At 59.4% G+C, this 21,973-nt stretch carries 19 protein-coding genes; 11 read left to right on the plus strand and 8 right to left on the minus strand.

The window, feature by feature from the left end; genetic code table 11:
• Positions 1-203 precede the first annotated feature (203 nt).
• Positions 204-1,757, plus strand: coding sequence for a sigma-54-dependent transcriptional regulator (locus N1078_RS14635; protein WP_274088896.1), 1,554 nt, complete (start codon positions 204-206; stop codon positions 1,755-1,757).
• Positions 1,758-1,762: 5 nt separating this feature from the next.
• Here N1078_RS14635 and N1078_RS14640 read toward each other — a convergent pair whose 3' ends face one another.
• Positions 1,763-2,320, minus strand: coding sequence for a nucleoside deaminase (locus N1078_RS14640; protein WP_274088897.1), 558 nt, complete (start codon positions 2,318-2,320; stop codon positions 1,763-1,765).
• A gap of 192 nt (positions 2,321-2,512) precedes the next feature.
• Here N1078_RS14640 and N1078_RS14645 point away from each other — a divergent pair, with 192 nt between their 5' ends.
• The 9 genes from N1078_RS14645 (at position 2,513) to N1078_RS14685 (ending at position 12,514) form a co-directional block, all read left to right on the plus strand.
• Complete coding sequence (locus tag N1078_RS14645; protein WP_274088898.1) at positions 2,513-3,586, plus strand: DUF2157 domain-containing protein; 1,074 nt, start codon at positions 2,513-2,515, stop codon at positions 3,584-3,586.
• Positions 3,583-4,479: a DUF4824 family protein gene (locus tag N1078_RS14650; RefSeq protein WP_274088899.1), complete on the plus strand. Its 897-nt coding sequence runs from the start codon at positions 3,583-3,585 to the stop codon at positions 4,477-4,479. Before N1078_RS14645 ends, N1078_RS14650 begins: the two co-directional genes overlap by 4 nt.
• Positions 4,480-4,735: 256 nt before the next feature.
• Positions 4,736-6,691 carry an acetate--CoA ligase gene (gene acs, locus N1078_RS14655; RefSeq protein ID WP_274088900.1) on the plus strand — a complete coding sequence of 652 codons (1,956 nt, stop codon included), beginning with the start codon at positions 4,736-4,738 and terminating at the stop codon, positions 6,689-6,691.
• A gap of 565 nt (positions 6,692-7,256) precedes the next feature.
• Entirely contained in the window at positions 7,257-8,036 is a 780-nt protein-coding gene (locus N1078_RS14660) for an ABC transporter substrate-binding protein (RefSeq protein ID WP_274088901.1), read from the plus strand.
• Positions 8,037-8,155: 119 nt separating this feature from the next.
• Positions 8,156-8,845 (plus strand): ABC transporter permease, encoded by a 690-nt coding sequence (locus tag N1078_RS14665; RefSeq protein WP_274088902.1) that lies wholly within the window; start codon positions 8,156-8,158, stop codon positions 8,843-8,845.
• Between the two features lie 16 nt (positions 8,846-8,861).
• Entirely contained in the window at positions 8,862-9,560 is a 699-nt protein-coding gene (locus N1078_RS14670; RefSeq protein WP_274088903.1) for an ABC transporter permease, read from the plus strand.
• 10 nt (positions 9,561-9,570) lie between these two features.
• On the plus strand, positions 9,571-10,683 hold the full coding sequence (locus N1078_RS14675) for a succinylglutamate desuccinylase/aspartoacylase family protein (protein ID WP_274088904.1): 1,113 nt from the start codon (positions 9,571-9,573) through the stop codon (positions 10,681-10,683).
• A gap of 18 nt (positions 10,684-10,701) precedes the next feature.
• Positions 10,702-11,466: an ABC transporter ATP-binding protein gene (locus tag N1078_RS14680; RefSeq protein ID WP_274088905.1), complete on the plus strand. Its 765-nt coding sequence runs from the start codon at positions 10,702-10,704 to the stop codon at positions 11,464-11,466.
• Positions 11,467-11,533: 67 nt separating this feature from the next.
• Complete coding sequence (locus tag N1078_RS14685; protein ID WP_274088906.1) at positions 11,534-12,514, plus strand: GlxA family transcriptional regulator; 981 nt, start codon at positions 11,534-11,536, stop codon at positions 12,512-12,514.
• A 62-nt stretch (positions 12,515-12,576) separates the two neighbouring features.
• On the opposite strand, the gene N1078_RS14690 is transcribed toward N1078_RS14685, so the two are convergent.
• From N1078_RS14690 to gcl, 7 genes are all read right to left on the minus strand, one after another.
• Positions 12,577-13,413, minus strand: a complete 837-nt coding sequence (locus N1078_RS14690; protein WP_274088907.1) for an ion transporter — start codon at positions 13,411-13,413, stop codon at positions 12,577-12,579.
• A gap of 60 nt (positions 13,414-13,473) precedes the next feature.
• Positions 13,474-14,427, minus strand: coding sequence for an urea transporter (locus N1078_RS14695; protein WP_274088908.1), 954 nt, complete (start codon positions 14,425-14,427; stop codon positions 13,474-13,476).
• Between the two features lie 185 nt (positions 14,428-14,612).
• The gene (gene pyk / locus N1078_RS14700) at positions 14,613-16,028 is read right to left on the minus strand and encodes a pyruvate kinase (RefSeq protein ID WP_274088909.1); all 1,416 of its coding nucleotides are present in this window, start codon (positions 16,026-16,028) and stop codon (positions 14,613-14,615) included.
• Positions 16,025-17,299 carry a glycerate kinase type-2 family protein gene (locus tag N1078_RS14705; protein ID WP_274088910.1) on the minus strand — a complete coding sequence of 425 codons (1,275 nt, stop codon included), beginning with the start codon at positions 17,297-17,299 and terminating at the stop codon, positions 16,025-16,027. Before N1078_RS14705 ends, pyk begins: the two co-directional genes overlap by 4 nt.
• Before the next feature lie 329 nt (positions 17,300-17,628).
• Positions 17,629-18,519 (minus strand): 2-hydroxy-3-oxopropionate reductase, encoded by an 891-nt coding sequence (locus N1078_RS14710; protein WP_274088911.1) that lies wholly within the window; start codon positions 18,517-18,519, stop codon positions 17,629-17,631.
• A gap of 16 nt (positions 18,520-18,535) precedes the next feature.
• Positions 18,536-19,318 (minus strand): hydroxypyruvate isomerase, encoded by a 783-nt coding sequence (gene hyi, locus N1078_RS14715; RefSeq protein ID WP_274088912.1) that lies wholly within the window; start codon positions 19,316-19,318, stop codon positions 18,536-18,538.
• A gap of 63 nt (positions 19,319-19,381) precedes the next feature.
• Complete coding sequence (gene gcl, locus N1078_RS14720) at positions 19,382-21,157, minus strand: glyoxylate carboligase (protein ID WP_274088913.1); 1,776 nt, start codon at positions 21,155-21,157, stop codon at positions 19,382-19,384.
• A gap of 338 nt (positions 21,158-21,495) precedes the next feature.
• On the opposite strand from gcl, the gene N1078_RS14725 reads away from it, so the two are divergent.
• Positions 21,496-21,936, plus strand: coding sequence for a GlcG/HbpS family heme-binding protein (locus tag N1078_RS14725; protein ID WP_274088914.1), 441 nt, complete (start codon positions 21,496-21,498; stop codon positions 21,934-21,936).
• Positions 21,937-21,973: the final 37 nt, after the last annotated feature.

Raw genomic sequence — 21,973 nt, forward strand, 5'->3', positions numbered from 1 at the left:
GGTGCCCGGGCGCAGCGCTTTGGCGCGCGCGCAGCACGGGTTTAGGGTGATTTTCTGTAAAGAATTGATTACGTGGCTGCCGGCGTGGCGAACTATCGCCTTGCTGCTGCGCTGATCTGTCACATATTCTTGACGAACAATCCGCCGCCAGCGTTGATTCTTTTGCGCAGCGGTCTAATAAGAAGCCTGATCAGAGCCCTGCTATGCGTATCAAAGTCCACTGTCAGAACCGAATTGGCATCCTGCGCGACATCCTCAACCTGCTGGTCGAATACGGGATTAACGTCGCTCGAGGGGAGGTGGGCGGCGAGCAGGGCAATGCTATCTACCTGCACTGCCCGAACCTTATCAACCTGCAGTTCCAGTCGCTGCGGCCCAAATTTGAGGCCATTGCCGGGGTGTTTGGGGTGAAACGCGTTGGGTTGATGCCCAGCGAGCGGCGTCATCTTGAGTTGAACGCCTTGCTCGGTGCGCTGGATTTTCCTGTGTTGTCCATCGACATGGGCGGCTCGATTGTCGCCGCCAACCGCAGCGCCGCGCAGCTGTTGGGCGTGCGGGTGGATGAAGTGCCGGGCATTGCGCTGTCGCGCTACGCCGAGGATTTCGACCTGCCCGAACTGGTGCGCAGCAATAAATCGCGGATCAATGGCTTGCGCGTGAAGATCAAAGGCGACGTGTTTCTCGCAGACATCGCGCCGCTGCAAACCGAGCACGATGAAAGCGACGCCCTCGCAGGTGCGGTGTTGACGTTGCACCGGGCGGACCGTGTTGGTGAGCGCATCTACAACGTACGCAAACAGGAACTGCGCGGTTTTGACAGTATTTTCCAAAGCTCCAAGGTGATGGCGGCAGTGGTGCGCGAGGCGCGGCGAATGGCCCCGCTGGATGCTCCGCTGTTGATTGAGGGCGAAACCGGCACCGGTAAAGAGCTGCTGGCACGTGCCTGCCACCTGGCCAGCCCGCGTGGACAGTCGCCCTTTATGGCGCTTAATTGCGCCGGGTTGCCGGAGTCCATGGCCGAGACTGAGCTGTTTGGCTACGGCCCCGGTGCCTTCGAAGGCGCGCGCCCAGAAGGCAAGCTCGGCCTGCTGGAACTGACAGCCGGTGGCACGCTGTTTCTCGATGGCGTGGGCGAGATGAGCCCACGCTTACAGGCCAAGCTGCTGCGCTTTTTGCAGGATGGCTGCTTCCGCCGTGTGGGCAGTGACGAGGAGGTCTATCTGGATGTGCGGGTGATGTGCGCCACCCAGGTTGATCTGTCCGAACTGTGCACCAAGGGCGAGTTCCGGCAGGACCTCTATCACCGGCTTAACGTGCTGAGCCTGCACATTCCGCCGCTGCGCGAATGTCTGGACGGCTTGCCGCCCTTGGTTGAGCATTTTCTCGATCAGGCCAGCCGGCAAATAAGTTGCCCGCTGCCCACGCTTGCGCCTGCTGTGCTGGACAAACTCAGTCATTACCATTGGCCGGGTAACGTGCGCCAGCTGGAGAACGTGCTGTTTCAGGCCGTATCGCTGTGTGACGGCGGCATGGTCAAGGCCGAGCATATCCGTCTGCCGGACTATGGTGCGCCGCAGCCGCTGGGTGAGTTCTCAGTTGAAGGCGGGCTGGATGAGATTCTCGGGCGTTTCGAGAAGGCTGTGTTGGAGCGTTTGTTTCACGATCACCCCAGTAGCCGCCAGCTGGGTAAGCGCCTCGGTGTGTCACACACCACCATCGCCAACAAACTGCGTCAGCATCGCTTGGGGAAGGAGTAGTGCGCTCAAGGCTGCAATGTGCCGCGCCAGGCTGATAGGACGCGTTGGCGCATCACCTGGCGATCTTGCAGGGTGCTGATTGCCTGTTCTGCCAAATTGATCCAGTAACTGTCCACGCGGGCTTGGTGGATTGAGGTGTGGGCCGCCAGCTCGGCCCATGCCGGCGGCAACCCTTTGCCGGTAAAACCGCCGGGCTTATCGACGGCCAGGTAACGCACACGGGGTATGCCCGCCAGCAAGATACGGCCATAGCACATTAGGCAGGGCTGCAAACTTACGTACAGCGTGAGAACGCTGCGGTCTTGCTGTGGGTGCTCGGCCTCCAGCGTGTCGAGCAGCTGCATCTCAGCATGCCCGGAACTGTTGTAATGGTCATCGACAAACACATGGTTGCGTGCACTGCACAGCAATTCGTGCGCCTGGTTAACCAGAACGGCACCTACACCATAACAACCGTGTTCCACCGCCAGAATCGCCTGTTCGCAGCACAGCCTGGCCCAGGTGTCGGCAGGTTTTTGGCTGTGCGGGGCATGGTGCAGTAGGGCGGCATGCTGTTCGTTCATCGCGGCGTCCGTGGCATGTGCTGTGTTGGCCGTTACAGCTTAGCTGTGGCTGGTAATAGATGAGGCCAGTAGGGCGTTAGGCGCTCGAAGGTTATAGGCTTTGTAAAGACTTGCTGGTGCAGAGCAACGCAAAGGCATTAGCGCTAGAGTGTGCTGACGGATCGGGTCAATGTAACTGCAGTAAGGATTGCTATGCCAAGTTTGAACCGCAGCGATGCCCAACAACGTGCCGACGATATCGGCGTGTTTAACCGTGAGTTGGCACGCCTAGAGGCTGAGCAGGTGTTATGCCTGAGCGACAGTCAGCGCGCCAACCTGCAGGAATACCAACAGCAATTGCTTGATCGCTACCGGGCCGCTTTTGATATTGATCACGACACTCAAACCCGCCAACTGTCGCTGGGTATGCGCATTGCGTCGTTTCTGGGCGCATTAACGTTGGCGGCCAGTGTGTTTTTTCTGTTCTACCAGTTCTGGGGCTTTTTCAGCACGGCGGGGCAGGTGGCGGTTCTGTTAACGGCGAGCATTGCTTCGTTTGGCTTGACGCTGTGGGTACGGCATCGTGATGGCGCCGGATATTTCAGCAAACTGGCGGCCTTGGTGGCGTTTACCTGTTTTGTGCTGAACATCGTCATGCTCGGGCAAGTCTTCAATATCACCCCTTCGGCTAATGCGCTGTTGCCCTGGGCACTCTATGCGCTGTTGCTGGCGTATGCCTGTGGTACTCGCTTGTTGTTGGCTGTTGGGCTGAGTTGTTTGCTGGCATTTTTCGCCATGCGCATCGGCAGTTGGGATGGCATCTACTGGCTGGGTTTTGCTCAGCGCCCGGAGAGTTTTATTGCCCCGGCGTTGCTGATTTTTGTGCTGCCGTTGTGGCTCGATCAACGCCGTTTTGATGGTTTTGCGCTGATTTACCGGGTTAGCGGCCTGCTCGGGGTGTTCCTGCCCGTATTGCTATTGGCGCATTGGGGCGACGGCAGTTATTTCGATTTTCCGCCTGAGTACATCGAGAGCGCTTACCAGTTCGCGGGTTTTATTCTGGCAGCCTTGGTGATCTGGCTGGGCGTACGCCGTGAGTGGCCGGATACGGTGACTACTGGGCTGACTTTCTTTGTACTTTTCCTCTACAGCAAGCTGTTCGACTGGTGGTGGCAGAGCATGCCCAAGTACCTGTTTTTCCTGATGCTGGGCCTGTGTGCGGTATTGATTTTGCTGGTGCTGCGGCGCTTGCGTAGTCGCCATGGCTTGTTGGGAGGTGCGCAGTGAAGGGCTTTCGTCTGCGATACCTGATTGTTGGCCTGGCACTGATTGGCCTGGTGAACGCCATCATCCTGGCGAGTGTGGCTTGGAACCGCCAACCACCGGCGCAGAGCCAATTACTGTTATCCGAGCGCGAGTTGGGCAGCACCCACACCTATTGGCGTAAGGACAACAGCAGCCTTGCGCTGCGCCTGGATTATCGCTGGCCCAGTCAGGCCGATAATCAGCAATACGGCTTGTCGATCAGTGCTGAAAAGATGGCAGCACTGGGTTTCCAGGTACCCGCGCAGGTGAGTGAGGCGGCAGTAAGCCGCTATCGCCGTCAGCTGGACCGCGAGGCGCTGCTGGTGCTGGAGCTTGATGGCCCGGCCTATCAGCGTGAGGTGGCGTTACAGCGGGCAGCACATGCTGAAGCCCTGCGTCTGCAAGCGTCTGTGCCGGACAGTAAAGAGCTGCAGGATGCGGCAAAGAACGCCGGCAACGCTCTGGAATATGAGCAGCAGCGCGCCAGCCGGCTGCTGGTCGTGGACGTTGGCGCTGATCAGCAGGCGTTGCGCGCGCGTTATCCGGATCGACAGCGATACGCCATCGTTCGCGGCATTGTCGAAGCGCGAGTCGGCAGCGTGGTCAGTGAGTGGACGGGAGAAGGCCAGGATCCGCGCCCGCAAAGCCAGCGTGTTACCTGGCTGTTGGGTGGTTCGGCAAGTACCCCCGGGCTGTACAGCCTTGACCTGCCGAGACGCTGGCATGCGGCGTTCGACAGTTTGCCGCAGCAGGACGAGTTGTCCGGTATGGATTACCCGGCTGATCAGCCGCGCTTTACTGCTAATGTCGCCTTTGGCCGGCGTCTAGAACCTTGGTTTGTTGAGGTGAGCGTGCCTACGACCAAGGTGCAATAGCTGGGCGCGCGGTTTCGGGGGAGACTGCTTGCATTCAAATTCTGCGTGATTTGAATTCAAGCGTTTCTCCATTCCTCCCCCGGAATGATTTGGGTGGCGACCTGTTTAGGTCGCTTTTTTTTGCCCGCAAAAAAGCTCCGGCCAGCCCGTGAGACTATCGTCTTAGAGCGTTAAGACCATGGTCGAATGGCCCTGCAGTGGCGTGCTGGCTACAAAATGGGGCATAGAACAACAACTACCCACCGAGGTGTTTCTAATGAGTGCTGCGTCCTTGTATCCCGTGTCCCCTGAGGCGGCGGCCCAGTCGCTGACTGACGAGGCGACTTATAAAGCCATGTACCAGCAGTCGGTGATCAACCCCGATGGTTTCTGGCGTGAGCAGGCTCAGCGCCTGGACTGGATCAAGCCGTTTACTCAAGTCAAGCAAACCTCTTTCGACGATCACCGTGTCGACATCAAGTGGTTTGCCGATGGCACCTTGAACGTTTCCTACAACTGCCTGGACCGTCATTTGGCCGAGCGCGGTGATCAGGTGGCGATTATCTGGGAAGGCGATGATCCGTCTGAAAGCCGCAACATCACCTACCGCGAGTTGCACGAAGAAGTCTGCAAACTGGCCAACGCCCTGCGCGGCCAGGATGTGCATCGCGGCGACGTGGTGACCATCTATATGCCGATGATCCCCGAAGCCGTGGTCGCCATGCTGGCCTGTACCCGCATCGGTGCCATTCACTCGGTGGTGTTCGGCGGCTTCTCTCCGGAAGCGCTGGCGGGGCGCATTATCGATTGCCAGTCCAAGGTGGTGATCACCGCTGACGAAGGCCTGCGTGGCGGTAAGAAGGTTGCACTCAAGGCCAACGTTGACGATGCCCTGACCAACCCTGAGACGCGCAGCATTCAGAAGGTCATCGTGGTCAAGCGCACCGGCTCCGAGATCAAGTGGAACCAGCATCGCGATATCTGGTACGACGACCTGTTGAAAGTGGCTGGTAGCGTTTGCGCGCCCAAAGAAATGGGTGCCGAAGAAGCGCTGTTTATCCTCTATACCTCCGGCTCCACTGGTAAGCCTAAAGGCGTACTGCACACCACCGGCGGCTACTTGCTTTATGCCGCACTGACCCATGAGCGGGTATTCGACTACAAGCCGGGCGACGTTTACTGGTGCACCGCCGACGTTGGCTGGGTCACGGGCCACAGCTATATCGTCTACGGCCCGCTGGCTAACGGCGCGACCACGCTGATGTTTGAAGGCATTCCGAATTATCCCGATGTGACCCGTGTGTCGAAGATCATCGACAAGCACAAGGTCAACATCCTCTACACCGCGCCGACTGCAATTCGCGCCATGATGGCCCAAGGCGATGCTGCTGTTGAGGGCGCTGATGGTTCCAGCCTGCGTCTGCTTGGCTCGGTGGGCGAGCCGATCAATCCTGAAGCGTGGCACTGGTACTACGAGAAGATCGGCCAGTCGCGCTGCCCGATTGTCGACACCTGGTGGCAGACCGAAACGGGTGGTTTCATGATCACCCCGTTGCCGGGTGCCACAGCGCTCAAACCCGGCTCGGCGACTCGTCCGTTCTTCGGTGTGGTGCCAGCCTTGGTCGATAACTTGGGCAACATCATCGAGGGGCCGGCCGAAGGTAACTTGGTTATCCTCGATTCTTGGCCGGGTCAGTCGCGCACCTTGTATGGCGACCACGACCGCTTCGTCGATACCTACTTCAAGACCTTCAAAGGCATGTACTTCACCGGTGACGGTGCTCGCCGTGACGAAGACGGCTACTGGTGGATCACCGGCCGGGTGGATGACGTGCTCAACGTTTCCGGTCACCGCATGGGCACCGCCGAAGTGGAGAGCGCCATGGTCGCTCACCCGAAAGTCGCCGAAGCCGCAGTGGTCGGTGTGCCGCACGACATCAAGGGCCAGGGCATCTACGTTTACGTGACCTTGAACCAGGGGCAGGAGCCGTCCGAGCAGCTGCGACAAGAACTTAAGAATTGGGTGCGTAAGGAAATTGGCCCAATTGCTACACCGGACGTTATTCAGTGGGCCCCAGGCCTGCCGAAAACGCGTTCGGGTAAGATCATGCGCCGTATCCTGCGCAAGATCGCTACCGCCGAATACGATGGACTCGGCGATATCTCCACGCTGGCCGATCCTGGCGTGGTGCAGCACCTCATTGACACCCACCGCCAGATGCAGGCTGCCTAACAGCCGTTAAAGCACCTGCAAGCAACGCCCTGTTTCGGCCACAAGCCGGGCAGGGCGTTGTGCTTTCTGGTCGAAAATCAGTGCAAAGTCGCAGTGATCGATTTTCATCTGGGTAGCCGACTGTCACCCTGGCGTAACACCGCGCACTTTTATGAGGTGTGCGGGAACGTTTTGCGCCAAAATGGCGCGCCGCTACTGCGCTAGAGAAGATAAAATGTGTGGCCAGGTCGCCAAAATAAGGGCCTGAATAAAATGCGGCGCGCTAATTGCTTTACAAACAGGTTTGCTATCTTTCTGTCCCCATGTTTTTTCGGGGCTGTCAATATCCCCGCGGTGCTTGTTCGGGTCTTTTGTAATTACTTGTCGCATTGAAGAAATATCGACTTTCGAGCTGTCGCTAGAATGCCGCTCACTCGGCTGAGGCCGTCTGAGCACTGTGCACTGCGCAGCTTGACGCCGACTCACTACAATTTATGCAGCCTGAATGCGCCACAACAGGCACGGTCAATGTCCGGCCTGCTGTTTGATACCCCTTAAAGCCATACCCATTCGAAGGAGTCATAAGATGAAGAAGATTGCACTTCTCGGCGCACTGGCGCTGTCCATGCTGTCGCCGCTGGCCATGGCTGAAGAGGCTAAGCCTCTGCGTATTGGTATCGAAGCGGCTTACCCGCCGTTTGCTTTCAAAACTCCAGAAGGTGCCATTAGCGGTTTTGACTACGACATCGGCGTCGCCCTGTGCGAAGAGATGAAAGTTGAATGCAAGTGGATCGAGCAGGAGTTCGACGGCCTGATCCCGGCACTGAAAGTGCGCAAGTTTGATGCCGTGCTGTCGTCCATGTCGATTACTGACGATCGCAAGAAGTCCGTAGATTTCACCGGTAAGTACTACGCCACTCCGGCCAAGCTGGCGATGAAAGCCGGTACCGAGATGAAAGACCCTGCGGTAGATCTCAAAGGCAAGAAGATTGGCGTGCAGCGCTCCTCTGTTTACGACCGTTTTGCCACGGATGTATTTGCGGCGGCAGGTGCCGAGATCGTGCGTTACAGCTCGCAGAACGAAATCTTCCTCGATCTGAACTCTGGCCGCCTGGATGCCACCCTGGCTGACTCGGTGAATATCGACGACGGCTTCCTGAAAACTGACGCCGGTAAAGGCTTTGCGTTTGTTGGCCCGGATTTCACCGACGTCAAATACTTCGGCGAAGGTCAGGGCATTGCCGTGCGCAAGGGCGACAAAGCACTGGCTGACAAGATCAGCGCTGCCATTCTGGCCATCCGTGCCAACGGCAAGTACAAGGAAATGCAGGACAAGTACTTTGACTTCAACGTCTACGGCGACTGATTGAGTTCGCTCGGTCGTCTTCACTGAAAGTGGCGTAAACCCGCCTTTATTTGAGGTTTACGCCACTTTTTCGTTGTACTCCCAGGCGCCGCCCGGCGTTTGCATGAGGTATTCAGAGCATGCTCAACGGCTACGGCTCGACCATTTTAGAGGGTGCCTGGCTCACCCTGATTCTGGCGCTGACGTCGATGGCGGTGGCCATCGTGTTGGGCTTGCTGGGTGCGGCGTTTCGCCTGTCGCCCATCAAGTGGCTGGCGCTACTGGGGGAAACCTACGCTACGGTGATTCGCGGTATTCCTGATTTGGTGCTGATCCTGCTGATCTTTTATGGCGGTCAGGACATGGTGAACCGTCTGGCGCCGATGCTTGGTCACGACGATTACATCGACATCAACCCGTTTATTGCCGGCGTGTTCACCATGGGCTTTATCTTTGGTGCTTACCTGTCGGAGACTTTCCGTGGGGCCTTTATGGCCATTCCCAAAGGTCAGGCCGAAGCCGGTGCCGCGTACGGCATGAGTGGCATGCAGGTGTTCTTCCGCATTCTGGTGCCGCAGATGATTCGCTTCGCCATCCCCGGGTTCACCAACAACTGGCTGGTGTTGACCAAGGCTACTGCGCTGATCTCCGTGGTTGGCCTGCAAGACATGATGTTCAAGGCGAAAAGTGCCGCCGATGCCACCCGCGAGCCCTTCACCTTTTACCTGGCGGTTGCCGCCCTGTATCTGGTGCTGACCAGCGTGTCGCTGCTGGCTTTGCGTTACCTGGAAAAACGTTACTCGGTCGGCATCAAAGCCGCTGATCTGTAAGCGGGGGAGCGCAGCGATGATTTTTGACTACAACGTAATCCTGGAAAACCTGCCGCTGTACTTGGGCGGTGTACTGGTCACCCTGAAAATTCTGCTGATTTCCCTGGCATGTGGTCTGGCTGTGGCCACTCCCCTGGGGCTGATGCGTGTTTCAAAATCGCCATGGGTTAATTTCCCGGCCTGGCTCTACACCTATGTGATTCGCGGCACCCCGATGCTGGTGCAGCTGTTTCTCATCTATTACGGCTTGGCCCAGTTCGAAGCGATACGTGAGAGTTTCCTCTGGCCATATTTCTCCAGCGCGACCTTCTGTGCCTGCCTGGCGTTCGCCATCAACACCAGCGCTTACAGCGCAGAGATTCTCGCGGGCAGCCTCAAGGCCACGCCGCATGGTGAGATTGAAGCGGCGAAAGCCATGGGCATGTCGCGTTTCAAGCTGTACCGGCGGATCCTCCTGCCTTCGGCGTTGCGTCGTGCGCTGCCGCAGTACAGCAACGAAGTAATCATGATGCTGCACACCACCTCGCTAGCCTCGATCGTCACCCTGATCGACATCACTGGCGCGGCACGCACCGTTAGCTCGCAGTATTACCTGCCGTTTGAGGCGTTTATCACCGCCGGTCTGTTCTACCTGTGCCTGACCTTTATCCTCGTCCGTCTGTTCAAGTTGGCCGAGCGCCGCTGGTTGGCCTACCTGGCGCCGCGCAAAGCCTGAGGAACAAGCCATGCAGCGTATTGATCATCCACTGCCCTGGGGTTTCCCCGGAACCGAACGCCGCTTGAGCGTGTTTCGTTTCGGCCATGGCCCATGCAAGGCCTATATCCAAGCCTCCTTGCATGCCGATGAGCTGCCAGGAATGCGTGTGGCGGTTGAGCTCAAGCGCCGCTTGCGTGAGTTGGAAGCCCAGGGTCGTTTGGCCGGGGTGATCGAGCTGGTGCCCGTGGCCAACCCGATTGGTTTGGGGCAGATGTTTCAGGCAACCCATCAGGGCCGTTTCGAGCTGGGCAGCGGCAAGAACTTCAACCGCGATTTCTTTGATCTGGCTGCTGCCATCGCGCCAGCGCTGGAAGACTGTCTGGGCAGTGATGGCCCGAGCAATGTGAGGCTGATTCGCGCCGCCATGCAGGCCGCGCTGGAGGCCTTGCCGCCAGCCAGCTCAGAGCTGCAAGGCATGCAGCGCCTGCTGCTCAAGCATGCCTGCGATGCCGATGTAGTACTCGATCTGCACTGTGATTTTGATGCGGCGGTGCATCTGTACCTGCTGCCGCAGCAGTGGCCGCAATTACGTTCGCTGGCCGCACGGTTGCAGGCCGGTGCGGCACTGACCGTTGAGGATTCCGGTGGCAGCTCCTTCGATGAGGCCTGCGCCTTGCCCTGGGTGCAGCTGGCGCGGCAGTTTCCTCAGGCCGCTGTGCCATTGGCCTGCCTGGCGGTGACCGTCGAGTTGGGCGGCATGGCCGATACTGGCAAACCTGATGCCCAAGCCAGTGCCGAAAGCATTTTGGCGTTTCTCGCTGAACAAGGGCTGATTGCCGGTGATTGGCCGCATGCGCCCGCTGAAAGCTGCGCCGCCACACCGTTTAACGGTGCGCAATATGCCTATGCGCCGCACGCTGGAGTGGTGAGTTTTCTGCAACCCGTGGGGGCAACCGTTAAAACCGGCGATCCATTGTTTGAAGTAATCGACCCTCTGGATGATCGCCACACCACCGTCTGTGCGGTCACCGAGGGTGTGCTCTATGCGCGTGAGCGGTTGCGTTTTGCCCAGCCCGGTTTGTGGTTGGCCAAGGTGGCCGGTCGTACCCCTATTCGCCAGGGTCGCTTGCTCAGCGACTGATTCAAGAGAGTGGAAACCATGTACAAACTTGAAGTTCAGGATCTGCACAAGCGCTACGGCAGCCATGAAGTATTGAAGGGCGTGTCGCTGGCCGCCAAGGCCGGCGATGTGATCAGCATCATTGGCTCCAGTGGCTCGGGCAAGAGTACCTTCCTGCGTTGCATCAACCTGCTGGAACAGCCACACAGCGGCAAGATTCTTCTCAACAACGAAGAGCTGAAGTTAGTCGCCAACAAGGACGGTGGCCTCAAGGCCGGTGACCCCAAGCAACTGCAGCGCATGCGCTCACGGCTGTCGATGGTGTTCCAGCACTTCAACCTGTGGTCGCACATGAGCGCCTTGGAAAACGTGATGGAAGCCCCGGTGCACGTGCTCGGCATGAGCAAGAAGGACGCCCTCGAAAAAGCCGAGCACTACCTGAACAAGGTCGGTGTGGCGCATCGCAAAGACGCCTATCCCGCGCACATGAGTGGTGGTGAGCAGCAGCGTGTGGCGATTGCCCGCGCCTTGGCGATGGAGCCTGAGGTGATGCTGTTCGACGAGCCGACGTCGGCCCTTGACCCGGAATTGGTTGGCGAAGTTCTCAAGGTAATGCAGGACTTAGCCCAGGAAGGCCGTACCATGGTGGTGGTGACTCACGAAATGGGCTTTGCCCGCGAAGTGTCCAACCAGTTGGTGTTCCTTCACAAAGGCGTGGTGGAAGAGCGCGGTTGCCCGCGTGAGGTGTTGGCCAATCCACAATCCGAGCGTTTGCAGCAGTTCCTCTCGGGCAGTCTCAAATAACCAGTGGCAACTGCTGTAGCCATTTCTGCTATGCCCATAATTGCCAACTGAGCCTAAACTGCCCCTCATGAACTCCCACCGAATTGGCTTTCTGCTTTGGCCCTCCACCAAGCCGTTGACCCTGGCCTTGGCCGAAGAAGCGCTGCGTGTCGCTCAGCGCGTCCACCCCGAGGTGGTCTACGAGCTGGTGTTTCTGCAGGCTGAAGCGCCCCTTGCAGGGGCCTGGCAACTGCCGGGTGAGTCTTGGGTGGGCAAGCTTGAAGGTTGCCAGAAGCTTTTCCTGCTGGCGGATGAGCCGCCTGGGCCGATACCGGTGGCGTTATCCGCAGCGCTCAAACACGTGGTACGCGGCGGCTGTGTGGTCGGGGCGATCGCCGCTGGCGTCTATCCCCTGGCGCAACTGGGGCTGCTTGATGGTTACCGCGCGTCGGTGCACTGGCGTTGGCAGGATGATTTCAGTGAGCGCTTCCCCAAGGTAATTGCCACCAGCCACTTGTTTGACTGGGACCGTGATCGCTTGAGTGCCTGTGGTGGCTTGGCGGTCCTCGACTTACTGCTGGCCTTGTTGGCCCGCGACCATGGCGCTGAGCTGGCGGGCGCGGTGTCGGAAGAGTTAGTGGTTGAGCGTATCCGCGAAGGCGGCGAACGTCAGCGCATCCCCCTGCAAAACCGTCTGGGCTCCAGCCACCCCAAGCTGACTCAAGCCGTGCTGTTGATGGAAGCCAATATCGAAGAGCCGCTGACCACCGACGAAATCGCTCAACACGTCTGTGTGTCGCGGCGTCAGCTGGAGCGCATTTTCAAGCAATACCTCAACCGCGTGCCAAGCCAGTATTACCTGGAGTTGCGCCTGAACAAGGCGCGGCAGCTGCTGATGCAAACCAGCAAGTCGATCATCCAGATTGGCTTATCCTGTGGGTTTTCTTCCGGGCCGCACTTCTCCAGCGCCTACCGTAATTTCTTCGGCGCCACCCCGCGTGAAGACCGCAACCAGCGGCGCAGCAACAGTCCGTTCGAGCTGACTTCAAGCGCCGCTGAGCGCGGTTGAAGGTCGCCGCCAGGCAATAAAAAACCGCAGTTCGCTGCGGTTTTTTATTGCCTGAGTGTTGCTCAGCTTTGCTCGGTGGTGCGTGTGTACAAGGGGTTACCGCAACGGCTACAGAAGGAGGCGCCCTGTTCGTGGAGGTTTTTCGCGCAGCTGGGGCAGTCGTGTCTCAGTTGGTCGCCGTCGCGCATGGCGCTGGCCAGTTCGGCGGTGAAGATGCCGGTGGGCACGGCAATGATCGAGTAGCCGGTGATCATCACCAGGGTTGAGAGCGCCTGACCCAGCGGAGTTTTCGGCACGATATCGCCGAAACCCACCGTGGTCAGGGTGACCACAGCCCAGTAGATGCCTTTGGGAATGCTGGTAAAGCCATGGGCAGGGCCTTCGATCACGTACATCAGGGTGCCGAACACCGTGACCAGGGTGGCAATGCAGGCGAAGAACACGATGATCTTCTGCTTACTGCCGCGCAGGGCGGTCAGTAGAAAGTTGGCCTGGCGCAGGTAGGGGCTGAGTTTTAGTACGCGGAACACCCGCAACATGCGGATCACGCGGATGATCATCAGGTACTGCGCGTCGCCATAAAACAGCGCCAAGATGCCCGGCAGGATGGCCAGCAGATCAATCAGGCCGAAGAAACTAAAGGCGTAGCGCAGTGGCTTCGGTGAGCAGTACAACCGCACGGCGTATTCGATGGCGAACAGCAGGGTAAACGCCCACTCAATCCCGGTCAGCAGCGGTTGATACTGGCTGCGAATCGTATCGATGCTGTCGAGCATCACCACGACCAGGCTGGCCAAAATGGCCAGCAGCAGGTAGCGGTCGAAGCGCTGCCCGGCTGGCGTGTCAGTAAAGAAAATGATGCGGTATAGCTGCTGACGCAGGGTGTGCGGCGTGTCCATGGTGTTCTGGCTGCTCCGTTGACGTCGCCCCTATATCAAGCGCACGACTGAGCGTGCAGCCTAGGGAGTTTTATCCTGACGATGCAAGCTTTTGCCCTTACGCGGCGGCCGAGGTGTGGAGCCGTCTAAGGCTTTACGCAGTAGGCGTTGGCTGGCGCTCACCAGCCAGCAGGTAAGAATAAAGGGCATGGTCAAGGCGGGCAGCCCCAGTGCGCTGAAGCCAGGTTGCAGCGCCAACGCCAGCACAATGCCCAATGCGGGCAGCCACACCTGGTGGTTCACTTGATTAATGGCGATCGCGGCCAGCGCAGCGTTGTAGCCATACAGGCCGATAAGTGCGCTTTGTTGTCCCAGACCTTGGTTCAGCGCCAGGGCCAAGCCGCCGGCGGAGCCCACGAGCGCCCAGCAGGCAGCGCGCCGATCAGCCAACAGCAGGCCAACTAATATGCAGGCACCGGCTATGGGGTGATCGAGGAAAATCACCTGGCCCACACCGCGCGCCATCGCCAGCACACTGGCCAGCCAATCGAGCGGCAGTAGCTGGCTCGGTACCGGCTGTTGCAGCTGCAATTGCAGGGCCGGGGCCAGCCATAGCACCAGCCAGCTTAGGGTCACAAAGGGTAAGGTGAAGGCCGGCAACCACTGCTGCTGACGCATGCGCCGCATCCAGGGTTCCAGCAACAGGCTGGACAGCCCGGCAATGGCGATGATCAACAGTGGCAGTAACAGTGACCAGGTGAACTGCAGGCTGATCAGCATGCCGAGCAATATGCCGTTGTAGCCATACAGGCCCAGTTCGATATCGGCGCTAGTAAAGCCGCGGCGCTGCGCCGTCAACGTGCTGCTGAAGCCGCCGAGCAATGCGCCTGCCAGTAACTGCGGTGCGCCAACGGCAATGGCCAGCACCACCAGCAGGCCGCAGCCGGGATGCGCTTGCAGGAAAATCTGGCTGAAACCGTTGAGCACGATGCGCAAGCCTTGCCGGGTGCTGATGGAGAGCGGGAGTGACGACATGCAGACGAACCTGAATAAATGACCGGGCTCTTTTTAACGCCACGCAGCGACGGCCCAAGTGATGCATGCCTGGGGCGCGGGGCATAAAAAAGAAGCACCCACTGCGGGAACAGAGGGTGCCTTGAAACTGGCAAAGCCAGGGGGAGCTCTGATGCAGCGGGCCTAGAACCCGCTGCAGTTAGGACTCAGTGGAGAATTTCGATACGCAGGCTGTTGGTGCTGCCGGGCTGGCCGAACGGCTCGCCTGCGGTAATCACCACGGTGTCGCCGGTCTTGGCTAAGCCTGTGCTGCGGGCTGTTTCCAGGGCCGTACGGGTAACGTCTTCAACTTTGCTCAAGCGCGCGTTGACCACCGAATACACCCCCCAGGCCACACTCAGGCGCCGGGCGGTGTTGAGGCTTGGGGTCAGGCTGAGGATCGGCACAGCAGGGCGCTCGCGTGAGGCGCGCAGGCTGGAACTGCCCGACTCGGTGTAATTGACCAGCGCGGCGACCGGCAGAATGGTGCTGATGCGGCGGATCGCGCAGCTGATGGCGTCGGAGGAGGTGGCTTCGGCGACCGGCCGGCTAACGTCGAGCTGGGCCTGGAAGTCCGGGCCGCTTTCCACCTGGCGAATGATCTTGCTCATCATCTGTACGGCTTCTTGCGGGTAATCACCGGAAGCGGTTTCCGCCGAGAGCATGACCGCATCGGCGCCTTCGGCCACGGCGTTGGCCACGTCGGTGACTTCGGCGCGGGTCGGTGCTGGGGAGAAGCGCATGGATTCAAGCATCTGTGTGGCCACCACCACCGGCTTACCCAGCTGGCGGCAGGTACGGATGATGTCTTTCTGGATACGTGGGACGTTTTCTGCCGGCACTTCCACGCCCAAGTCGCCACGGGCAACCATGATCGCGTCGCACAGTTTGGTAATTTCTTCCAGGTGCACCACGGCCGAGGGCTTCTCGATCTTGGCCATCAGCAAGGCTTTGCCCTGGATCAGCTCGCGCGCTTCGATAATGTCTTCTGGACGCTGCACGAACGACAGTGCGACCCAATCCACACCCAGTTCCAGGCCAAAGGTCAGGTCGCGGCGGTCTTTCTCGGTCAGCGGACTGAGTTGCAGCACGGCTTCCGGGACGTTAACGCCTTTGCGGTCGGACAGTTCGCCACCGGCGATCACCTGGGTGTCGACGGCATCGCTGTGTTTCGCGGTGACTTGCAGGCGCAGGCGGCCATCGTCGAGCAGCAGGCTCATGCCCGGCTGCAGCGCTTCGATGATTTCTGGGTGCGGCAGGTTGACCCGCTCGCTGTTGCCTGGGGTCTTGTCCAGATCCAGGCGCAGGCTTTGCCCGCGCTCAAGCATGACCTTGCCCTCGGCAAATTTGCCGACGCGCAGTTTCGGGCCCTGCAGGTCCATGAGGATGCCGATTGGCGTATTCAGCTGTTTCTCAACTTCACGCACCCAGTTGTAACGCTCGGCGTGATCGGCGTGCTCACCGTGGCTGAAATTCAGGCGGAACAGGTTGGCGCCGTTTTCCACCAACTGACGGATGTCGTCGATGGTTTTAATGGCAGGGCCAAGGGTGGCGAGAATTTTTACTTTTTTATCGGCGTTCATTGGGCAGAACCTTCGAGAATAAGAATGGCGCGGAAATCGTTGACGTTGGTGCGCGTCGGCCCGGTGATGATCAACTGGTCAAGGGCGGCGAAGTAGCCATAGCCGTTGTTGTTGTCCAGCTCATCACTGCTGCTCAGGCCCAGTGCGGCGGCGCGGGCGTGGCTCTCGGGGGTCATGATTGCCCCGGCGTTGTCTTCGGAACCGTCGATGCCGTCGGTGTCACCGGCCAGGGCATACACACCCGGTAAGCCCTTGAGGCTGTCGGTCAGGCTAAGGAGGAATTCGGCATTGCGCCCGCCACGGCCGTTGCCGCGCACGGTCACAGTGGTTTCGCCACCGGAGAGAATCACACAGGGTGCCTTGATCGGCTGGCCATGCAACACCACCTGTTTGGCGATGCCAGCGTGGACCTTGGCCACTTCGCGCGACTCGCCTTCCAGGTCGCCGAGAATCAGCACCGGCAACCCGGCGGAGAGCACCACCGCAGCAGCGGCATCCAGCGATTTCTGTGGGCGGGCGATCAGCTGGAAGTGGCTGCGCGCCAGGCGCGGATCGCCGGGTTTGACCGTTTCCGACTCGGGGCTTTGCAGCCAGCTGCGCACGTTGGCGGGGATCTCGATGTTATAGCGGGCGAGAATCGCCAGGGCTTCGGCGGAGGTGGTGGGGTCGGCCACGGTCGGGCCGGAGGCGATCACGGTTGCTTCATCACCGGGTACATCAGAAATCGCATAGGTGTACACACTGGCCGGCCAGCTAGCCTTGGCCAAACGCCCGCCCTTGATCGCCGAGAGGTGCTTGCGTACGCAGTTCATCTCGCCAATGGTGGCGCCGGATTTTAGCAGCGCCTTGTTGATCGCCTGCTTGTCAGCGAGCGAGATGCCTGCGGCGGGCAGGGCGAGCAGGGACGAACCGCCGCCGGAGAGCAGGAAGATCACCCGGTCGCTTTCGCTGAGGTTACTCACCAGCTCCAAGACGCGGCGGGCGACACGCTCACCGGCATCATCGGGCACTGGATGCGCGGCTTCGACGACTTCGATTTTCTGGCAATTGGCGCCGTGTCCGTAGCGGGTCACCACTAAGCCTGAGACCTCACCGTGCCATTCCTGCTCGATCACTTCGGCCATGGCCGCGGCGGCCTTGCCGGCACCGATGACGATGACGCGGCCGCTGCGGTCTGCGGGGAGGTAATTGGCCAAAACCTGGCGCGGGTGGGCGGCTTCGATGGCGCTGGCGAACAAGTCGCGCAGCAGGCGTTGCGGATCGATGGACATGGCGATCTCTCTAGGTCTGGACCAACTTCAATTCTAGTGCGCAGGGCCTTCTTGGAAGGCCCTCTGCACTAGAATCGATCCACCCGGCAAACAGGCCGTGACACCGTTTTACCGGGCAGATCGAAAGGGGCATTCTGAGGCGGCTGACCCCGACTCAGAACGGTAATCGTCCCCACGCTCCAGCGTGGGGCAGCGTTTGCGCTGCTGCATCATAACGTTTGACGCTGGAGCGTCCTAAGCGCCGCACCCGTGTTGCGCGTGGGGGCGATCAGGTTGAGCCAACCTACCTTGGCTCAACCCGCTGATGCAGTGAGCAACGCTGCTGGGGCTTACTCGCCGCGGATGTTGAAATTGGCCATGTGTTCCAGGCCTTTGATCAACGCCGAGTGGTCCCAGTTGCTGCCGCCGATGGCCGAGCAGGTGCTGAACACTTGCTGGGCGTTAGCGGTGTTAGGCAGGTTAAGGCCCAACTCGCGGGCGCCGGCGAGGGCGAGGTTAAGGTCCTTCTGGTGCAGGCTGATGCGGAAGCCCGGGTCAAAGGTGCCTTTGATCATGCGCTCGCCGTGCACTTCAAGAATTTTCGAGCCGGCGAAACCACCCATCAGCGCTTCGCGCACCTTGGCTGGATCGGCGCCGTTCTTGGCGGCGAACAGCAGGGCTTCAGCGACAGCCTGAATGTTCAGGGCGACGATGATCTGGTTGGCCACCTTAGCGGTCTGGCCGTCACCACTGCCACCTACGTGGGTGATGTTCTTGCCCATGGCCTGGAACAGCGGCAGCGCGCGTTCAAAGGCTTTCGGGCAGCCGCCGACCATGATCGACAGGGTGGCGGCTTTAGCGCCCACTTCACCACCGGAAACCGGCGCGTCGAGGTACGCAGCGCCTGTGGCTTTGATCTTGTCGGCGAACACCTTGGTGGCGGTCGGCGAGATCGAGCTCATGTCGATGACGATTTTGCCAGCGCCGGCGCCTTCAGCCACACCGTCTTTGCTGAACAGCACGTCTTCAACCTGCGGGGTGTCCGGCACCATGATGATGATGAATTCGGCTTCCTGCGCCACTTCACGCGGGTTGGCCAGGGCGATAGCGCCTTCGGCGACCAGATCAGCCGGAGCTTTGTCGTGGTGTTCGGAAAGGAAGAGGGTGTGACCTGCTTTTTGCAGGTTTTGCGCCATGGGCTTACCCATGATGCCCGTGCCGATAAATCCGATTTTAGCCATGTGAGAGATCCTCCGATTAGATGGCGTTGTGCGCTTTCATCCAGCCAAGGCCGGCAGCGGTGGTGGTGGCTGGCTTGTATTCACAGCCAATCCAGCCCTGGTAACCAATGCGATCCAGGTGCTCAAAGAGGAAGCGGTAATTGATCTCGCCCGTGCCCGGCTCGTTGCGGCCCGGGTTATCGGCCAGCTGCACGTGGTTGATCACAGCGAGGTTGGCCTCGACGGTACGTGCCAGGTCACCTTCCATGATTTGCATGTGGTAGATGTCGTATTGCAGGAACAGGTTGGCGCTGGCGACTTTGTCGCGAATGGCCAGGGCCTGCTTGGTGGTGTTCAGGTAGAAACCGGGGATGTCGCGGGTGTTGATCATCTCCATCACCAGCTTGATGCCGGCGGCTTGCAGCTTCTCGGCAGCAAACTTGAGGTTGTCAACGAAGGTTTGCTCAATCGTTGCGCAGTCGTAGCCTTGCGGGCGGATACCGGCCAGGCAGTTGATCTGCGTATTGCCCAGTACTTTGGCGTAGGCGATAGCCTGGTCGACGCCGGCACGGAACTCCTCGACGCGGTCAGGGTGGCAGGCGATACCACGCTCGCCCTTGGCCCAATCGCCGGCTGGCAGGTTGAACAACACCTGCTCAAGCTGGTTGGCCTCCAGGCGCGCCTTGATCACTTCGGCGGCGAAGTCATAGGGAAACAGGTATTCGACACCACTGAAGCCAGCGGTAGCGGCGGCGTCAAAACGCTCCAGAAAGTCCACTTCGGTGAACAGCATGGACAGGTTGGCGGCAAAACGGGGCATGGTGTGCTCCTTTATCATTTGCGTAGGGTGGATGTGCTAAGTGACAGCCACCCTACGGCTGGATCAATCGAGCATGGAAATCGCGGTGGGTGCATCGACGCCACGTTCGGCGAGTTCTTCGAACTCGTTGACTGCGTTGATCTCGACACCCATGGAGATGTTGGTCACGCGCTCCAGAATGATTTCAACCATCACCGGTACGCGGAACTCTTCCATCAGTGCCTTGGCTTTGGCCAGTGCCGCCTGAATATCGTTCGGTTCGAACACGCGGACGGCCTTGCAACCCAGACCTTCTACCACGGCAACATGGTCAACGCCGTAGCCGTTAAGTTCTGGCGCGTTGATGTTCTCGAAGGCCAACTGCACGCAGTAGTCCATATCAAAACCGCGCTGCGACTGACGGATCAGGCCCAGGTAGGAGTTGTTCACCACGACGTGGATATACGGCAGGTTGAACTGCGCGCCCACGGCCATTTCTTCGATCATGAACTGGAAGTCATAGTCGCCGGACAGCGCCACGACATTGCGGCTCGGGTCGGCCTTAACCACGCCGAGCGCTGCTGGAATGGTCCAACCCAGCGGGCCAGCCTGACCACAGTTGATCCAGTGGCGTGGCTTGTAAACGTGCAGGAACTGCGCGCCAGCGATCTGCGACAGACCGATGGTGCTGACGTAGCAGGTGTCTTTGCCGAAGAATTCGTTCATCTCTTCGTACACGCGCTGCGGCTTGACCGGCACGTTGTCGAAGTGAGTTTTACGCTGCAGAGTGCGCTTGCGCTGCTGGCACGACTCGACCCAAGCGCTGCGATTTTTCAGCTTGCCAGCGGCTTTCCATTCCTTGGCCACTTCGATGAACGCATCCAGAGCGGCGGCGGCGTCAGAAACGATGCCCAGGTCCGGGTTGAATACGCGGCCGATTTGCGTCGGCTCGATGTCCACGTGAATGAATTTGCGGCCTTCGGTGTACACATCGACGCTGCCGGTGTGGCGGTTGGCCCAGCGGTTACCGATACCAAATACCAGGTCGGATTCCAGCAGGGTGGCGTTGCCGTAGCGGTGCGAGGTCTGCAGACCGACCATGCCGACCATCAACTTGTGGTCGTCCGGGATTGCGCCCCAGCCCATTAGGGTTGGGATAACCGGTACGCCGGTCAGTTCGGCGAACTCGACCAGTTTGTCAGCCGCGTCAGCGTTGAAGATACCGCCACCGGCTACCAGCAATGGGCGCTCGGCGTCGTTCAACATAGCCAGGGCTTTCTCAGCCTGGACGCGGTTGGCGGCTGGTTTGGCCAGTGGCAGAGGCTCGTAGGCGTCGATATCGAATTCGATTTCGGCCATCTGCACGTCAAACGGCAGGTCGATCAGCACAGGGCCTGGGCGGCCACTGCGCATTTCATAGAAGGCTTTCTGGAAGGCGCGTGGTACTTGGCCTGGCTCCATCACCGTGGTCGCCCACTTGGTCACCGGCTTAACGATGCTGGTGATGTCGACGGCCTGGAAGTCTTCCTTGTGCATACGGGCACGCGGCGCTTGGCCGGTGATGCACAGAATTGGGATGGAGTCGGCGCTGGCCGAGTACAGGCCGGTGACCATGTCGGTACCCGCCGGGCCGGATGTGCCGATGCACACGCCGATGTTGCCGGCATTGGTACGGGTGTAGCCCTCTGCCATGTGCGAGGCGCCTTCGACGTGGCGAGCCAGGACGTGGTCGATACCGCCGATTTTTTCCAGTGCAGCGTACAGGGGGTTGATGGCGGCGCCGGGAACGCCGAACGCAGTTTCAACGCCTTCGCGGCGCATCACCAGTACGGCGGCCTCGATTGCTCTCATTTTGGCCATTGTCTTGTGCCTCGTTTTTTATCAGATTGTATACAAAACAGCTGGCTAGGATTCTATTCATGGCTTGACCTTCTGGTCAATAAGTTTTCTCAAGCAGCGCTCGCTCAGCGGAAAATCTTTTAAAACAAGCGTTTTAGCGAGCGCGCCAGGTAAGTCGTGGCCAGTAGCTATTATCTATGTATACAAAAAAATAATAAATTGTATTCCTCTATTGAGTTTTTTGTCTCTAGTGGGATAGTGGTGCTGAGCTTTGGATTACCCGTTGTTTGCCCGCAGGCTCTGCAAGCGGCTAAGCGCGGGTGCTTCGTCGGATTTATCAGCCTTGAGGAGTCATCACTATGAGTACGTTGAATCTGCAGATCGCAACCCGCATCAGTAGCCATGCACTGGCCGTCGCCCGGGAAATATCAGCCGCGCCCCTGACAGTGGCGGTGTTGGACGCCGGTGGTCACCTGATTAGCTTGCAGCGTGAGGACGGCGCCAGCCTGCTGCGCCCGCAAATAGCTATCGGCAAGGCCTGGGGCGCACTGGCGCTGGGCAAGGGCTCACGGTTGATCGCCGCAGATGCGCAGCAACGCCCGGCGTTTATCGGTGCAGTGAATAACTTGGCTGGCGGCCAGTTGGTGCCGGCACCGGGTGGCGTGTTGATTCGCAATGAGCGGGGCGAGGTGATCGGCGCGGTAGGTATCACTGGCGATACCTCGGACATCGATGAACAGTGCGCCATCAGTGCAGTGGAGTCGGTTGGGTTCACGCCGGATGCAGGCATCGCCGCTTGATAGGGCGCGGCTTGTAGGAGGGGCTTTCGGCTCTGGC

This window comes from Pseudomonas sp. MIL19, assembly GCF_028680365.1.
Taxonomy (GTDB): Bacteria; Pseudomonadota; Gammaproteobacteria; order Pseudomonadales; family Pseudomonadaceae; genus Aquipseudomonas; species Aquipseudomonas spirodelae.

Bases quoted from the DNA above. Each gene is read 5' to 3' on its own strand.
- N1078_RS14675 (WP_274088904.1), top strand. From the start codon at position 9,571: ATGCAGCGTATTGATCATCCACTGCCCTGGGGTTTCCCCGGAACCGAA.
- N1078_RS14660 (WP_274088901.1), top strand. From the start codon at position 7,257: ATGAAGAAGATTGCACTTCTCGGCGCACTGGCGCTGTCCATGCTGTCG.
- N1078_RS14635 (WP_274088896.1), top strand. From the start codon at position 204: ATGCGTATCAAAGTCCACTGTCAGAACCGAATTGGCATCCTGCGCGAC.
- N1078_RS14725 (WP_274088914.1), top strand. From the start codon at position 21,496: ATGAGTACGTTGAATCTGCAGATCGCAACCCGCATCAGTAGCCATGCA.
- N1078_RS14705 (WP_274088910.1), bottom strand. From the start codon at position 17,299: ATGTCCATCGATCCGCAACGCCTGCTGCGCGACTTGTTCGCCAGCGCC.
- N1078_RS14710 (WP_274088911.1), bottom strand. From the start codon at position 18,519: ATGGCTAAAATCGGATTTATCGGCACGGGCATCATGGGTAAGCCCATG.
- gcl (WP_274088913.1), bottom strand. From the start codon at position 21,157: ATGGCCAAAATGAGAGCAATCGAGGCCGCCGTACTGGTGATGCGCCGC.
- N1078_RS14670 (WP_274088903.1), top strand. From the start codon at position 8,862: ATGATTTTTGACTACAACGTAATCCTGGAAAACCTGCCGCTGTACTTG.
- N1078_RS14685 (WP_274088906.1), top strand. From the start codon at position 11,534: ATGAACTCCCACCGAATTGGCTTTCTGCTTTGGCCCTCCACCAAGCCG.
- N1078_RS14690 (WP_274088907.1), bottom strand. From the start codon at position 13,413: ATGGACACGCCGCACACCCTGCGTCAGCAGCTATACCGCATCATTTTC.
- N1078_RS14640 (WP_274088897.1), bottom strand. From the start codon at position 2,320: ATGAACGAACAGCATGCCGCCCTACTGCACCATGCCCCGCACAGCCAA.
- acs (WP_274088900.1), top strand. From the start codon at position 4,736: ATGAGTGCTGCGTCCTTGTATCCCGTGTCCCCTGAGGCGGCGGCCCAG.
- N1078_RS14665 (WP_274088902.1), top strand. From the start codon at position 8,156: ATGCTCAACGGCTACGGCTCGACCATTTTAGAGGGTGCCTGGCTCACC.
- hyi (WP_274088912.1), bottom strand. From the start codon at position 19,318: ATGCCCCGTTTTGCCGCCAACCTGTCCATGCTGTTCACCGAAGTGGAC.
- N1078_RS14680 (WP_274088905.1), top strand. From the start codon at position 10,702: ATGTACAAACTTGAAGTTCAGGATCTGCACAAGCGCTACGGCAGCCAT.
- N1078_RS14695 (WP_274088908.1), bottom strand. From the start codon at position 14,427: ATGTCGTCACTCCCGCTCTCCATCAGCACCCGGCAAGGCTTGCGCATC.
- N1078_RS14645 (WP_274088898.1), top strand. From the start codon at position 2,513: ATGCCAAGTTTGAACCGCAGCGATGCCCAACAACGTGCCGACGATATC.
- pyk (WP_274088909.1), bottom strand. From the start codon at position 16,028: ATGAACGCCGATAAAAAAGTAAAAATTCTCGCCACCCTTGGCCCTGCC.